A 15,928-nucleotide genomic window follows, 5' to 3' on the forward strand; every position below is an offset into this window, starting at 1 on the left:
CCTTAAAAATTATTCAATCTCGTCTTGTGCTTCAGGATAGCAGAATCTATATCCTCTTCTTCTAATAGTTTCAATAGTAGAAATATTTAAAGGTTTATCCATTTTTTGTCTAATTTGATTTATAGCAACTTCAATAACATTTGGAGTAACTAATTCAGGCTCTTCCCAAATTGCATCTAATAGTTGTTCTTTTGAAACTATTTGATCTCTATGTCTAGCAAGGTGAGTTAATACTTCAAAAGGTTTACCTTTTAGTTCAATTTCTTCATCATTATAGATAATTTTTTCTTCATCTGGATTGATAACTAAATCTTCAATTTCTATTACATTTGTTCCACCAAATCTTAATCTAGCTTCAATTCTAGCAAGTAAGATATCAAAGTCAAATGGCTTTTTAATATAATCATCTGCTCCTGATTTTAATGCTTCTATTTCACTCTCTTTATCATCTCTTGCTGAGATAATTACAACAGCAGTTCTTGAACTTCTATTTTTAACGATTTTACATAATTCAATCCCATCACCATCTGGTAACATCCAGTCAGTTAATACTAAATCATAGTTTCTAATATCGATAAAATATTCTGCATCTTTATAGTTTTCTGCAGCATCTACTTGATAACCAAAATCAGTTAGACCTTCTTGCAGTGTTCTGTTTAATGTTATTTCATCTTCAATAATTAAAATTCTCATGTTATAATTTCCTTAAATTTAAGTTAAGTTTAAATTTTGTGCGAATTGTACCATAAAAATTTAAAAATTTAAAGGTTTTTTAAGTTAAATATTCAAATTTTCATGAATGAGTGATTTTTATAATCTAAATTTAGATATACTAAAGACTTTATTTTAAATTTTTTCAATTAACTAATTGTTAATAAAATATAGATAGAATAAGCAAATATTTAAACAAAAGGAAGACTATGAGAAAGATTGTTACAAGTGTAATTGCTACACTAGCTTTAAGTACTGCCACATTAAATGCAGCAGATTATTATGCTACAGTAAATGGGGAAAAAATTACAAAAAATGATCTAAAAGTAGTATTAAGAAATCCAAATATTGATTTTGATGTATTACCAAAAGATAAAAAAGATCAAGTGTTACAACAAGCTATTGAAAAAAAACTTTTAACAGATGAAGCTATTAAAAGTGGGATTGAAAAAGATAAATCTTTCAAAGATGCTTTAGAAAAAATTAAAAAAGACTTAGCTTTAGAAATTTGGATGCAAAATCAATTCAAAGATATTAAAGTAACACAAAATGAACAAAAAGATTTTTATAATAAAAGTAAAGATAAGTTTAAAAAACCAGCTACTTTAGAAGCAAGACATATACTATTAAAAACAGAAAAAGATGCAAAGAATGCAATTGAAAAATTAAATAAAGCAAAAAATAAAAAAGAGACTTTTATTAAACTTGCTGGTGAAATGTCAAAAGGGCCTACTGCTTCAAAAGGTGGATATTTAGGTAAATTCCAAGAAAATAAAATGGTTCCAGAATTTAGTGCTGGTGCAAAGGCTTTAAAAGCTGGAGAATATTCTAAAAAACCTGTTAAAACTCAGTTTGGATATCATGTTATTTATTTAGAGTCAAAAACTCCTGCTTCAACTATGAGCTATAATGAAGTAAAAGATAAAATTAAAGAGTTTTTATTACAAGATAAATTTAGAAAATCAATTAGTGATACAGCTAGTAGATTAAAAAAACAAGCAAAAATAGTTATTAAGTAAGGAGAATTAAGTGGGCGTACTTGATGTGGTAAAACCTGGAGTATTAAGTGGTAGCGAAGCAAAAAAACTTTTTGCTTACGCTAAAAAAAATAGTTTCGCAATTCCTGCTGTTAATGTTGTAAATACAGATTCTGCAAATTCTGTTCTAGAAGCTGCTAGTAAAGTTAATTCACCAATTATTATTCAATTTTCAAATGGTGGAGCACAATATTTTGCAGGTAAGGGATTAAAAACTTCTAATGCTGCTATTTTAGGTGGTATTTCAGGAGCAAAGCATATTCATCAAATGGCAGAAGCTTATGGAATACCTGTAATATTACATACAGACCATGCTGCTAGAAAGCTTTTACCTTGGATTGATGGATTATTAGAAGCTGGAAAAGAGCATTTTAAAGAAACAGGTAAACCTTTATATACATCTCATATGCTTGATTTAAGTGAAGAGAGTTTAGAAGAAAATATTTCTACATGTGTTGAGTACTTTAAAATAATGAATGAACTTGATATGATGATTGAAATTGAGCTTGGAATTACAGGTGGAGAAGAAGATGGTGTTGATAATACTGATGTTGACAATGCTTTACTTTATACTCAACCAGAAGAAGTTTGTTTTGCTTATGAACAATTAGGTAAAGTTGGAGAAAACTTTACAATAGCTGCTTCATTTGGGAATGTTCATGGTGTTTATAAACCTGGAAATGTTATTTTACGTCCTGATATTTTGAATAATTCTCAAAAATATATAGAGCAAAAACATAATACTGATAAAAAACCAGTTGAATTTGTATTTCATGGTGGATCTGGATCATCTCTTGATGATATAAGAGAAGCAATTGAGTATGGTGTTATCAAAATGAATATAGATACTGATACACAATGGTCTTTTTGGGATGGAGTTAGAAAATATGAAGCCAAAAAAAGAGACTATTTACAAGCTCAAATTGGAAATCCAGAGGGTGAAGACAAACCAAATAAAAGCTATTATGATCCAAGAAAGTGGTTAAGAGCTGGACAAGAATCTATGATAGAAAGACTTGAAGTGGCATTTTCTGATCTTCAAGCATTAAATAAAAACTAAGCAATTTTGCTTAGTTTTATTCTTCTTGTGTTATTAATGCAAGATTAGTTAAATCATACTTTTGTAGTAAATCAAGTACTTTTACTACTCTTTCATACTTTACATTTTTATCAATTCTTACAACTATTGGTTTTGCTTTATCTTTTACTTCTTTTAAATTATCTTCTAATGATATAAAAGATACTTCTATACCTTTTATTGCTAACTTTTCTTGACTCAATTCAATAAATACTTGTTCTTTATTTACTTTTAACTCTTTTGCTTGGGAATTTGGCAAATCTAAAATCAAAGCTAATTCATCTTTTTTAAATACAGATGTAACAATAAAAAATATAAGAAGTATAAACACCACATCAATTATTGGTGTTAAATCTGCTCCTAGTGGTTCTCTTCGTTTCATCTAATTAATTCTTTTTTTGCTTTTAATTCAATTGCATCAATTTGTGAAATAAAGTGATTGTATGCAATATGGTGAGGAATTGCTACTATTAGCCCTGCAATAGTTGTAATAAGTGCAATTGATATACCATTTGAAAATAGTGTTGGATCACCTAAACCTTGTGCTGTAATTGTTTCAAAGGCTTTAAATACTCCATATACAGTTCCTAAAAGTCCTAAAAGAGGAGCTACTGAAGCGATATTTTTTATATATGTTAAGCCAATTTCTAGTTTTTGAACTTCATACTCTATTTGTGTTTTTAAATCGCTTTTTTCATCAAGTCTTAATTTGATTTTGTTAATCATCGCATTTTTTCTTGGAAGGGTAAAGAATTTCCAGATGATAATAGTAAATCCAATTATATTTAAAAAGATTAAAATATAAACTATTATTCCACCTTTATCTATATATTCCATTAAATTCATAAAATACCTTTGTATGTTTTTTGTTATTGTACAAAAATTATATTAATAAATGGTACAATCACCTATGAAATTTACAGACTCACCTACACATAAAGTAACATTTAGACAACAAAATATATATATTAAAAGAGATGATTTACTTCATAGTGATTTTTCAGGAAATAAAGCAAGAAAGTTTTACTATTTTTTAAAAAGTGATTTTAAAGATGTAAAAAAAATAGTATCTTATGGTTCTGCTCAAGCAAATTCACTTTACTCTATGTCAGTTTTAGCAAAGTTAAAAGGTTGGCAATTAGAGTTTTATGTAAAACATATATCCAACTATTTAAAACAAAACCCTCAAGGTAATTATAAAGCTGCTTTAGAAAATGGTGCAAAAATTATAGAAAAAGATGAATCTTGTTTACATGAGTATATATCAAAAAATTGTTTAGATGAAGAAAGTTTATATATTCAAGAAGGTGGTAGAGAAAAAGAAGCTTCTTTTGGAGTTGAGATTTTAGCAAATGAGATAAAAGATTGGCAAATAAAAAATAGTATTAAAAATTTAGTTGTATCTTTACCAAGTGGAACAGGAACAACTGCATTATTTTTACAAAAATATTTAGATTGCAAAGTTATTACTTGTCCTTGTGTTGGAAAAGAACAATATCTTAAAAAACAGTTTTTTTTATTGGAAAAAGATGAAACTCTTCATCCTATTATTTTAAATACAGAAAAAAACTACCATTTTGGAAAACTTTACAATGAGTTTTATGAAATTTGGAGTGAACTCAAAAGTAGCACAAATATAGAGTTTGATTTACTTTATGATCCACTTGGTTTCTTAACTCTTATTAATTCAAATTATTTTAACAATAAATATACAATACTCTATATCCACCAAGGTGGGCTTCTTGGAAATAACTCTATGATTGACCGATATAAGAGAAAGTTGACTTTTAATAATTAATGGTATAATTTTATAACACTTTTTAAAGGTATGAATTGAGTATATTTAGGTGCATAATTTTTATATATTTTATATTTTTTAATTATTCAATAGCAAATGAAACAAATAAAGTAACTATTCAATTAAATTGGAAGTATCAGTTTGAGTTCGCAGGTTATATTGCAGCAGTTGAAAAAGGTTTTTATAAAGATATAGGTTTTGATGTTACATTAAAAGAATTAACTAAAGATATTAATGTTGTTGATTTTGTAAAAAATAAAAAAGCTACTTTTGGAATTTATGATTCTTCAATTTTATCAGGATATGATAAAAAACAAGCAATTATTTTACTTGCAAATTATTTAAAAAAATCTCCTTTAGTTTTAATTACAAAACAAGATATATTTTCCCCTACAGATTTAAAAGATAAAAAAATATATATGACAGAATTTGAGTTTGAAAACTCTTCCTTATCAAGAGTTTTTCAAAAGTTTAATATCAAAAAAGATGATATAAATCTTATTTCATCTTTTAAGCCAATAGATGATTTTATATTAAAAAAAGCAGATGCTTTTTCAGCTTATATTACAAATGAAACTTATTATTTAAATAAAAAAAGAATCCCTTATAATATTATTAGTCCATCAAATTATGAAATATATGGCTTTGGAGGAAACTTATTCTCTTCTTTAGAATATGTACAAAATAATCCTACAAAAATAAAAGATTTTATTAAAGCTACAAATAAAGGTTGGGAGTATGCACTTAAAAATAAAAAAGAGATTATTGATATAATTTATAATAAATACTCAAAACTAAAAAGTAAAGAAGCTTTATTTTATGAAGCAAAAAAAATAGAAAAGGTAATGCTTTTAGATGCTTACAAACTAGGAGAAGTTAGAAAAACAATTATTGAAGATGAACTAAAAAGAGCAAAAAATAAAAATTTAGTTGATAAATCTTTAACGATTAATGATATTGTTTTCTCCTTTAGTAAATACTCAAAAAATCATAGTTTTACTAATGAGGAAATTTATTATTTAAATAATAAAAAATCAATAAAAATGTGTGTTGATCCTTCTTGGATGCCATATGAAAAAATACAGAACAATAAGCATATAGGTATAATATCTGATTATATGAGATATTTTGAAAAACAAATAAAAACACCAATTTCACTATATAAAACTAATTCTTGGCAAGATAGTTTAAGAGCTTTTAAAAATAAAAAGTGTGATATTATATCTGCCGTTTCAAAGACCAAAGATAGAAAAAAGATTATGAATATTACACAGTCATATCTTGATTATCATTTAGTAGTAGCTACAAGAGTTGAAGAGAGATTTTTTGATAGTTTAGATGATTTGCCAAATGATAAAACCTTAGCTATTGTTAAGGATTATAGACACTCTTCAATACTAAAAAAGAGATATCCAAATAAAAAATTTATATATGTATCTTCTGTTGATGAGGGCTTAGAAAAGTTATCAAAAAAAGAGATTTTTGGTTTTATTGATAGTATTACAAGTGTTGGTTATAAGATTCAAAAAGAGTATTTTTCACAATTAAAGATTGCAGGAAAATTTGATGAAAAATATAGCCTAGGGGTTGGTGTTAGATCTGATGATAAATTGCTATTTTCAATTTTTGATAAATTAATCAATAAGCTTGATTCACAATCAAAAAATGAAATCTTGAAAAAGTGGATAAACTTCAATTATGAAAAGGGTTTTGATTATTCATCTTTTTGGAAAATATTTATAGTTTTTGCAATTATCGTTTTAGTTATTACATATAGATATAAAGAAGTAGTTGATAATAAACAAAAACTACAAAGACAAAGAAAAAAACTTGAAGAAAAGAATAAAGAGTTAAAGTTAACTCAAGAAGCTTTAAAAGAGTCTATTAGAAATTTTGAAGTGCTTCTTGATTCTACTATGGAAGCAGTTTTAGTATTCCAAGATCACAATTGTATTGATATAAATAAAGTAGGATATAAACTTCTTGGTTATAAAAATAAAGAAGAAGTAATTGGACAAAATCTTTATCATCATGTTCATAATGATTTTATAGTTACATTAAAAGAGTCCTTAAATAAAAACCTTGACTCTTATGAAATAGAGTTTGTAAGAACAGATGGTACAACATTTCCAGCCCTTGTAAAAGATAGATATATTACTTTAAAAAATAAAAGAGTTAAGCTTTTTACAATAGTTGATTTAACAGAATTAAAAAGTAAAGAAAGACTTTTATTTAAGCAATCAAAACTTGCATCAATGGGTGAAATGATAGGAAATATTGCCCATCAGTGGAGACAACCACTTAGTCTTATTTCTACAATTGCAACAGGCTTAAAATTAAGAATTGAAACAAAAACAGAAAATAAAGAAGAATCAGTTGAGTTTTTAGAAAAGTTAAATGTTACTGCACAACATTTATCATCAACTATTGATGATTTTAGAAACTTTTTTGCAGCAGATAAGAAAAAAGAGAGTTTTTTTGCATATTCATTGATTGAGCAAAATTTAGTTTTATTAGAGAGTATTTTTAAAACAAATTTTATAAATATAGAACAAAATATTGATAAAACTTTACAATTAACAACATATAAAAATGAGTTAACACAAGCTCTTTTAAATATTTTAAATAATGCAAATGATGCTTTTAAAGAAAAAGATATGGAAGATAAATATATTTTCATAGATGTTGTTGAAAAGTCTAAAGAAGTAGTAATTTGTATAAAAGATAATGCTGGAGGCATTCCTGAAAATATTATAGAAAATATTTTTGAACCATATTTTACTACAAAACATAAAAGCGATGGAACAGGTATTGGTTTGTATATGACATATCAAATTATACATGAACACATTCATGGAAAAATAGAAGTTTCAAATAGTAATTATATTTTTAATAAAAAGTCTCATAAAGGAGCAAAATTTACAATAACTATTCCTAGGAAATTATGATTTTATATATTGATTTAAGTCATTTTGAGTTTTACCTAATTTTGGATATAATATTAGCTTGTTATAAATCATAAGGAAAGTTTTGTTGAATAAAAGTAATATAATACTTATAGGTTTTATGGGAGTGGGTAAAGGTACAATTGCAAGAAGCCTTGTAAAAAACTCTTCGATGTTTGCTATAGATACTGATGATTTAATAGAAAGCATGGAAAACCAAAAAATCAAAAAGATTTTTGAAGTTAATGGAGAAGCTTATTTTAGAACTTTAGAAAAGAAGTGTGCTTTATGGCTTGAAAACAATATAAAAGAAAACACTATCATTTCAACTGGTGGAGGCTTTTATAAGCAAGATAATATCAAACAAATTGGAAAAATTATATATTTACAATCAAGTTTTGATGGTATTATAAATAGAATAAAAAATTCAGAAAATGCTCAAAAAAAGCTAAAAAAAAGACCACTTTTACAAAATATTGAAGAAGCAAAAAAACTTTTTGATATTAGAGTTAGTGAGTATGAAGCTATCGCAGATATAACAGTAAATGTAGAAAATCAAAATATTATAGATATAACAAATGAGATACTTAAAAACATATAGAGGGAAATATGAAAATTATTAGTACACAAAATGAAAATTTTAAACAAGAGTTTGATGAGATTTTAGGAAGAGCTAAAACTGATATAAAAGGTGTTTCATCAATAGTAACAAATATAATAACAGAAATTATAGAAGAGAAAAATAGTGCTTTAAAAAGACATATTGAAAAGTTTGATAAATGGGAAGTAAAAAGTGATGATGAACTTTTGATTTCTAAAGATGATATGAAAAAAGCCTATGAGAATATAGATGAAAATTTAAAATCTGCACTACATAAAGCCTATGATAGAATTAAAGCTTACCATGAAAAACAGTTACCAAAGTCTTGGATTGATTTTGAAAAAAATGGAACAATCTTAGGTCAAAAAGTTACTGCTGTTGATAGAGCTGGACTTTATATTCCAGGAGGAAAAGCAGCATATCCAAGTAGCTTACTTATGAATGCAATTCCTGCAATTGTTGCAGGAGTTGAAGAGATAGTAGTTTGTACGCCAACACCAAATAATGAAATAAATGAATTATTACTTGCTGCTTGTTATATTTGTAATATTTCAAAAGCATTTAAAGTTGGAGGAGCTAGCGCAATTGCTGCAATGGCATATGGAACAGAAACTATTCCTAAAGTAGATGTAATAACTGGCCCTGGCAATATTTTTGTAGCAACTGCTAAAAAGTTGGTTTTTGGTGAGGTTAATATTGATATGATTGCAGGACCAAGTGAAATTGGAATTTTAAGTGATAGTACTGCAAAACCAAAATATCTTGCAATAGATTTATTATCTCAAGCAGAGCATGATGAAATGGCAAGTTCTATTATGATTACAATAGATGAAAATATTGCAAAACAGACATCACTTGAAGTTGATAACTATTTAAAAACTTTAAGTAGAAGTGAAATTGCAAGAAAATCTATTGATGAAAGAGGTGCAATTATTATTGCAAGTTCTATGGATGAAGCATGTGAACTTATGAATGAAATAGCTCCTGAACATTTAGAAGTTATGACTACAAATCCATTTGAGCTTCTTTCAAAAATCAAACATGCAGGTGCTATTTTCTTAGGTGAAAATACTCCTGAACCAATTGGTGATTATATAGCTGGACCAAATCACACCCTTCCTACTGGAAGTACAGCTAAGTTTTATAGCCCACTAAATGTAGAAAACTTTATGAAAAAGTCTTCTATTATAAACTTCTCTTCTCAAGCAATTGATGAGTTAGGCGAAGCTTGTGCAATACTTGCTGATACAGAAGGGCTAACAGCTCACGCTGAGTCTGTAAGAGTAAGGTTAAAAAAGGATAATTAATGTCAAAATACGATGCATTATTTGAAGATGAAGATGATATTTTTGCAGGTACTCCTCAATCGAAGTTTTTAGATGCAATAAGAAGTGCGAATACACAAATAGTAGACGATGAATTAGATAAAATAATAGAAAAGTATGCAATTATGGAGTTAATTCTTAGTGAGAATAAAGATAATAGTTTTGATATAAATGAATTACTAGATAATTATGCTTCAAATAATAGTGATAATGTTCATGAGATGAAAAAAAGTTTATATATTGAATTTACTGGAGAAGTAATTCAAAGATTAGATTCATAAGGTATTAGAATTGATAGAATTAGAAAAAGTAAAAGCACAAATAAAAATTTTTGTGCAAGAGTGCAATGATAAAAAATGTTTAGAGTTATTAGATAAATTATCAACAGGAAAAATGTTAAGAAGTAAACTTGTAATTAAAATTGCAGGCCTTAGTGAAGAATCAATTAAATTATGTGCAGTTATTGAGATGATTCATGCTGCTTCACTTTTACATGATGATGTAATTGATGAATCAGATACAAGAAGAGGAAAGCCATCTGTAAATGCGTTGTATGATGATAAAACAGCTATTATGTTTGGAGATGTTTTATACTCAAAAGCTTTTACAGAATTGGCAAAAATGCCAACAGAAGTAGCAACTACTGTTTCAAGTGCTGTTACTCTTTTAAGTATTGGAGAGATGCTTGATGTTGATTTGACAAAAGAGTTTAATACTTCATATGAAAAATATTTAGATATGATTTATAAAAAAACTGCTTCATTAATTGAAGCTAGTGCAAAAGCTGCTGCTATTTTAGTAAATAAAGATAAAGATAAATTTGCTTTATATGGAAAAAATCTAGGTTTAGCTTTTCAAATGATTGATGATATTTTAGATATTACACAAGATTCTCAAACTCTTGGAAAACCTGCACTTTTAGATTTTGTAGAAGGAAAGGTTACTATTCCGTATTTGCTTTTACACCAAAGAATAGATGAAAAAGCAAAATTAGAATCACTTTATAAAAAAGAGTTATCAAAAGAAGATAGTTTGTGGATACAAAAGCAGATGAAAGATACAAAAGCTTTAGAAGATAGTATAAATCAGGCAAAAACTTTAGGCTTAGAAGCAATTAAAGCAGTTGAAAATGAAAAAGATGACTCATTGGTTCAAATTATGAAAGCTATGATAGAAAGAGAGTTTTAATAATGAGTTATTTAGTAATAAGTTTTTCGCATAAAAATACTGATATTCAAACAAGAGAGAAACTAGCTTTTCCGAATGAAGAAAATAAAGATAGATTTCTAAAGCAATTAAATAGTGAATCTGTTATTAAAGAAGCTATTTTATTATCTACATGTAATAGGGTAGAGATTATTATCTCTACCTCAAATATTTCATACGCAACATCATTTATAATTCAAAGATTAGCACAATATTCACAATTGAATTATGACGATTTATTTGACAGGGCGGATGTTTATGATAATGAAGGTGCAATTCACCATCTATTTTCAGTAGCATCAGCTTTAGATTCACTTGTAATTGGTGAAACACAAATTGTAGGACAATTAAAAGATGCTTTTAGATTATCTCTTTCAAAAGGCTACTGTCAACAAAATCTACCAAGGGCACTTCACTATGCATTTAAATGTGCAGCAGCAGTTAGAACTGCTACAAGCTTAGGAACTGGATCTGTCTCAGTTGCTAGTACAGCAGTATTAAAAGCAAAGGAAGTAGTTGATAATAAAGATGGAGTAAAAGCTTTAGTAATTGGTGCAGGAGAGATGAGTGAACTTACTGTTAAGCACTTAATTTCTAAAGGTTTTGAAGTTACACTTATAAGTAGAGATATTAAAAAAGCAAAAATTTTAGCAAACACTTTTGAAGTTCATGTTGAAGTTGAAGAGTATAGCAACTTAAAAAAACTTTTAAATCATATTCCTGTAGTACTTACAGCAACAGGAGCACCATATCCAATAATTACAGAGGAAATGGTAACTGAATGTGAATTTGATAGATTTTGGTTTGATATTGCAGTGCCTAGAGATATTGATGAGATTGAATCACCAAATTTAAAGATATTTTCAGTAGATGATTTACAATTTATTGTAAATTCAAATATGGAGTTAAAAGCAAAACAAGCAAAAACTGCATATGGAATTGTTGGGAAAATGTCAGTTGAGTTTTTTGATTGGTTAAAGACATTAGAAGTAGAACCTGTGATTAAGCATCTGTATATAAAAGGTGATGAGGTTATTGATAAAAAAGTCAATAATGCAATAAAAAAAGGTTTTATTAAAAAAGAGGATGAAGAGAATATTAGAAAACTATGTAAAACAGTTTTAGCGGAGTATTTGCATCAACCTTCGAAAAAAATGAAACATTTATCAAAAAATATGGAATGTGATATTGTTTTAGGAGCAGTTCAATCAATGTTTAATTTAAATAGCGATTCAAATATGTTAAACAAATATAAATGCGAACACGCATTGAAAATAAATGAAAGAGGATAATAGTTAATGAAGTTTTCAAATATGTTTATACCAACTACTAAAGAAGCACCAAAAGATGCAACTTTAGCATCTCATCAATATCTTGTAAGAGGTGGATTTATTAATCAAGTAGGATCTGGTATTTATAACTTTATGCCACTTGGAAAAATTGTATTAGAGAAAATTAGAGCAATTGTAAAAGAAGAGATGGATAAAGCAGGTGCAAATGAAGTACAAATGGGATTTGTTACTCCAACATCTTTATGGGAAGAATCTGGTAGAGCAAATACTATGGGTTCTGAACTTTTAAAATTTAAAGATAGAAAAAATGCAAGTTATGTATTATCACCTACAAATGAAGAAGCATTAGTAGATATGGTAAATAATAGAATTACTTCATATAAAGATTTGCCAGTTAATCTTTATCAAATTAATACTAAATTTAGAGATGAAGCAAGACCTAGATTTGGTCTAATGAGAGGTAGAGAATTTCTTATGAAAGATGCTTACTCTTTCCATGATTCACAAGAGGATTTAGTAAGAGAGTTTAATCTTATGGAAGAAACTTATAAAAAAGTTTATGAAAGATTAGGTTTAGAGTTTAGAGTAGTTGAAGCTGATAGTGGAGCTATTGGTGGTAGTGGTTCAAAAGAGTTTATGATTTTGGCAAATTCAGGTGAAGATACTATTGTGGTATGTGATTCATGTGATTATGGAGCAAATATTGAAGCAGCTACTAGAAAAGTATTAAAAAAAGAACCTTTAGAAACAACAGAAATAAAAAAAGTACATACACCAAATCTAAAATCAATTGATGAAGTAACAAATTTTTTAGAAGTTGATCCATACTATTCAATAAAAGCAGTAATAAAAAAAGCTATCTTTGAAGATAAAACTCAAACTATGGTATTTTTTGTAAGAGGAACAGATGAGCTTGAAGAAACAAAAGCTTGTAATGCTATTGGTGCACTTGAAATAGAAGATGCAACACAAGAAGACTTAGAAAATGCAAATTTAATAGCTGGTTTTTGTGGAATTGTTGATTTTCCTAAGGATATTAAAGTACTTTTTGATAAAGAATTAGAAGGTGAAAACAGTATTGTTTGTGGTGCAAATGAAGTTGATTACCACTTAAGCGGTGTTGATTTAAATAAATTTGATTTAGAATTTGCTGATTTAATTGAAGTAAAAGAAGGTGATTTATGTGCATGTTGTGGTGGAAAGTTATCTCATACTAAGGGAATAGAAGCTGGACATATTTTTCAACTTGGAACAAAGTATTCAAGCGCTATGAATGCAACATTTTTAGATTCAAATGGAAAAGCTCAACCATTTATTATGGGATGTTATGGAATAGGTGTAAGTAGATTAGTTGCAGCAGTAATTGAACAAAATCATGATGAAAAAGGTTGTATTTGGACAAAAGCTACAGCTCCATTTATGGTTGATGTTATTATTTCTAATGCAAAAAAAGATGAAGAATTAGAAGCTGGAACGAATATCTATAATCAACTAGTACAAGAAGGAATAGAAACTCTTTTAGATGATAGAAAAAATGCAAGATTTGGATTTAAAATGAGTGATTTTGAACTTATTGGATTTCCTTATGCTGTTGTAGTTGGAAAGAGATTAAAAGATGGTATGGTTGAAATTGTAAATAGAAAAACTTTAGAAAAAACAGAAGTTTTATTAACAGAAGTTACATCTAAATTAAAAGAAATTATAAAATAAGGATATAAAATGCAAGGAAGTGTACAATCAGTTTCTGATTTAATTGGAACATATGCTTTAAATATAGCTATTTCTATTGTAATTTTTATTATTGGTAAATGGCTTGTAGGGAAATTAACAGATGCTACAATCAAACTTTTGACAAAAACAAATAGAATTGATGAAACATTGATAAAATTTCTAAAGAATATTATTTATTATTCTTTGATGGTAATAGTTGCTTTAACTGCATTGAAACAATTAGGAATTGATACTACATCATTCTTTGCAATTTTAGGTGCAGCTGGTCTTGCAATTGGTTTAGCACTTAAAGATTCACTAGGAAACTTTGCTTCTGGTGTTATGATTATTTTATTTAGACCTTTTAAAGTTGGAGATTATGTAACAGCTGGTGGTTCTAGTGGTACAGTTGAAGAAATATCAATTTTTAATACAGTTTTAAAAACACCAGATAATCAAAAACTAATAGTGCCAAATGGCGTAATTACAAGTAGCACTATTACAAATGTAAATGCAAATGAAAAAAGAAGAGTTGATTTAGTAGTTGGTATTGGTTATGATGATGACATAAAAAAAGCAAAAGAGATTTTGCATGAGATTATTAAGTCAAATGATAAGGTTTTATTGGATGAAGCAAATACTGTTGCAGTTTCAGAACTAGCTAATTCATCGGTAAATTTTGTAGTTAGAGCTTGGGTTAAAACACCTGATTATTGGAGTGTTAAATTTGATTTAACAGAAAAAGTAAAAACAAAATTTGATGAAGAAGGAATCTCTATTCCTTATCCACAAACTGATGTTCATGTATATAAACATAAAAGCTAAACTTCCTCAAATACTAAAAGATATACTTTATGCCCTACAAGATATAGGAGCCAAGCCTATTCTTGTGGGTGGTTGCATTCGAGATAATTTATTAAAAATTCCATGCAAAGATTATGATGTTGAACTATTCAATATAGAAAAACTTGAAGATATTCAAGAAGTTTTATCTTCTTTTGGAAGTGTAAAACTTGTAGGAAAATCATTTGGAGTTTTAACTTTAAATATTGATGGATATGATTTTGATTTTGCATTAGCAAGGCAAGAAAAAAAAGTAGCAGATGGGCATAAAGGCTTTGAAGTTATAATCAATAAACATATGAGCTTTAAAAAAGCCAGTTTAAGGCGAGACTTTACTATAAACTCTATTGGATATGACTTTTTTGAAGATAAACTACTAGATCCTAATAATGGAATACAAGATTTAAAAGATGGTGTTTTAAGACATATTAGTGATAAAACATTTGTAGAGGATCCTTTAAGAGTATATAGAGCAATACAGTTTTGTGCAAGATTTGAATTAAAAATGAGTGAAGCTACTTTTAATTTATGTAAAAGTATGGTTGATAACAATGAATTAACACAACTTCCTAAAGAGAGAGTTTTTGAAGAGTTTAAAAAGCTATTTTTAAAATCAAATAAACCCTCAGTTGGTTTTGAACTTATGAATAATTTAGGAATACTAAAGCATTTTGAAGAATTACAAGCATTAGTTGGATGTGTACAAGATAAACAGTATCATCCAGAAGGTGATGTTTGGATTCATACATTAATGACTATTGATGAACTGGCTAATATATTAAAAAAAGAACCTATTGAAGATGAAACTAGAAAGTTATATCTTTTTTATGCAATATTATGCCATGACTTGGGAAAACCATATTGTACAAAATTAATTGATGGTAAAATCACTTCACATAAACATGAAACATTAGGAATTGAACCAACTATTAGCTTTTTATCAAAAATTACAAATGAAAAAAAATTAATAGAAAAAGTAACACCACTTGTAAAATCCCATCTTGTACCTTTTCAATTGTACTTAGCAAACTCATCACTAAAAGCAGTTAAAAGATTATCTTTAAAAGTTAATATTGAAGATTTGTGTTTAATATGCCTTGCAGATTGTTTGGGAAGAGATATAAAAGATAAAGAAAAATGCCCAAAAGCTATAAATTGGTTATTAAATAAAGCAAAAGAGTTAAATATTGAAAATAGTGCTTTAAAACCTTTAGTTTTAGGAAGAGATTTGATTGATTTAGGATATAAACCATCAAAACAATTCAAAGAAATACTAGATTATGCTTTAGATTTGCAAATAGAAGAAAACTTTGATAAAACGCTAATTTTAAGTTATATATTAAATAAGTTTCCAAAAAACTAGCTCCTTTAATAACAAATTA

At 27.3% G+C, this 15,928-nt stretch carries 15 protein-coding genes; 12 read left to right on the forward strand and 3 right to left on the reverse strand.

Translation table 11 applies throughout. The features are described 5' to 3' along the window. Positions 1-9: 9 nt before the first annotated feature. Positions 10-693 (reverse strand): homeostatic response regulator transcription factor HsrA, encoded by a 684-nt coding sequence (hsrA, locus tag AMRN_RS02475; RefSeq protein ID WP_079578026.1) that lies wholly within the window; start codon positions 691-693, stop codon positions 10-12. Positions 694-920: 227 nt separating this feature from the next. On the opposite strand from hsrA, the gene AMRN_RS02480 reads away from it, so the two are divergent. Both AMRN_RS02480 and fbaA read left to right on the forward strand, forming a co-directional pair. Beyond that, positions 921-1,730 carry a peptidylprolyl isomerase gene (locus tag AMRN_RS02480; RefSeq protein WP_099311791.1) on the forward strand — a complete coding sequence of 270 codons (810 nt, stop codon included), beginning with the start codon at positions 921-923 and terminating at the stop codon, positions 1,728-1,730. 10 nt (positions 1,731-1,740) lie between these two features. After that, positions 1,741-2,808 carry a class II fructose-bisphosphate aldolase gene (gene fbaA / locus AMRN_RS02485; RefSeq protein WP_099311789.1) on the forward strand — a complete coding sequence of 356 codons (1,068 nt, stop codon included), beginning with the start codon at positions 1,741-1,743 and terminating at the stop codon, positions 2,806-2,808. A 16-nt stretch (positions 2,809-2,824) separates the two neighbouring features. Here the strand turns inward: fbaA and AMRN_RS02490 are convergent, their stop codons facing one another. Together AMRN_RS02490 and AMRN_RS02495 are read right to left on the reverse strand one after the other, a co-directional pair. Further along, a complete protein-coding gene (locus AMRN_RS02490; protein ID WP_099311787.1) occupies positions 2,825-3,208 on the reverse strand; it encodes an ExbD/TolR family protein in 384 nt (127 codons plus the stop codon). After that, positions 3,205-3,672, reverse strand: coding sequence for a MotA/TolQ/ExbB proton channel family protein (locus AMRN_RS02495; protein WP_099311785.1), 468 nt, complete (start codon positions 3,670-3,672; stop codon positions 3,205-3,207). Before AMRN_RS02495 ends, AMRN_RS02490 begins: the two co-directional genes overlap by 4 nt. Positions 3,673-3,736: 64 nt before the next feature. On the opposite strand from AMRN_RS02495, the gene AMRN_RS02500 reads away from it, so the two are divergent. The 10 genes from AMRN_RS02500 to AMRN_RS02545 all read left to right on the forward strand — a co-directional run bounded on the left by AMRN_RS02500 (position 3,737) and on the right by AMRN_RS02545 (position 15,909). Further along, a complete protein-coding gene (locus tag AMRN_RS02500) occupies positions 3,737-4,624 on the forward strand; it encodes a 1-aminocyclopropane-1-carboxylate deaminase/D-cysteine desulfhydrase (RefSeq protein ID WP_099311783.1) in 888 nt (295 codons plus the stop codon). A 35-nt stretch (positions 4,625-4,659) separates the two neighbouring features. After that, positions 4,660-7,572, forward strand: coding sequence for an ABC transporter substrate-binding protein (locus AMRN_RS02505; protein ID WP_099311781.1), 2,913 nt, complete (start codon positions 4,660-4,662; stop codon positions 7,570-7,572). A gap of 85 nt (positions 7,573-7,657) precedes the next feature. Next, positions 7,658-8,170: a shikimate kinase gene (locus tag AMRN_RS02510; protein WP_099311779.1), complete on the forward strand. Its 513-nt coding sequence runs from the start codon at positions 7,658-7,660 to the stop codon at positions 8,168-8,170. A gap of 8 nt (positions 8,171-8,178) precedes the next feature. After that, positions 8,179-9,477, forward strand: a complete 1,299-nt coding sequence (gene hisD, locus AMRN_RS02515) for a histidinol dehydrogenase (protein ID WP_099311777.1) — start codon at positions 8,179-8,181, stop codon at positions 9,475-9,477. Next, positions 9,477-9,776, forward strand: a complete 300-nt coding sequence (locus AMRN_RS02520; protein WP_099311775.1) for a DUF2018 family protein — start codon at positions 9,477-9,479, stop codon at positions 9,774-9,776. The genes hisD and AMRN_RS02520 overlap by 1 nt, the downstream gene beginning before the upstream one ends. Positions 9,777-9,786: 10 nt before the next feature. Beyond that, positions 9,787-10,683: a polyprenyl synthetase family protein gene (locus AMRN_RS02525; RefSeq protein ID WP_099311773.1), complete on the forward strand. Its 897-nt coding sequence runs from the start codon at positions 9,787-9,789 to the stop codon at positions 10,681-10,683. A gap of 2 nt (positions 10,684-10,685) precedes the next feature. Beyond that, entirely contained in the window at positions 10,686-11,993 is a 1,308-nt protein-coding gene (gene hemA / locus AMRN_RS02530) for a glutamyl-tRNA reductase (protein WP_099311771.1), read from the forward strand. Between the two features lie 6 nt (positions 11,994-11,999). Then, positions 12,000-13,703 carry a proline--tRNA ligase gene (locus AMRN_RS02535; RefSeq protein WP_099311769.1) on the forward strand — a complete coding sequence of 568 codons (1,704 nt, stop codon included), beginning with the start codon at positions 12,000-12,002 and terminating at the stop codon, positions 13,701-13,703. A 9-nt stretch (positions 13,704-13,712) separates the two neighbouring features. Beyond that, positions 13,713-14,528, forward strand: a complete 816-nt coding sequence (locus AMRN_RS02540) for a mechanosensitive ion channel family protein (protein WP_099311767.1) — start codon at positions 13,713-13,715, stop codon at positions 14,526-14,528. Further along, on the forward strand, positions 14,506-15,909 hold the full coding sequence (locus tag AMRN_RS02545; RefSeq protein WP_099311765.1) for a CCA tRNA nucleotidyltransferase: 1,404 nt from the start codon (positions 14,506-14,508) through the stop codon (positions 15,907-15,909). Before AMRN_RS02540 ends, AMRN_RS02545 begins: the two co-directional genes overlap by 23 nt. Positions 15,910-15,928 lie beyond the last annotated feature (19 nt).

Origin of the sequence: Malaciobacter marinus, assembly GCF_003544855.1 — a bacterium.
In the GTDB taxonomy this organism is placed as follows: Bacteria; Campylobacterota; Campylobacteria; order Campylobacterales; family Arcobacteraceae; genus Malaciobacter; species Malaciobacter marinus.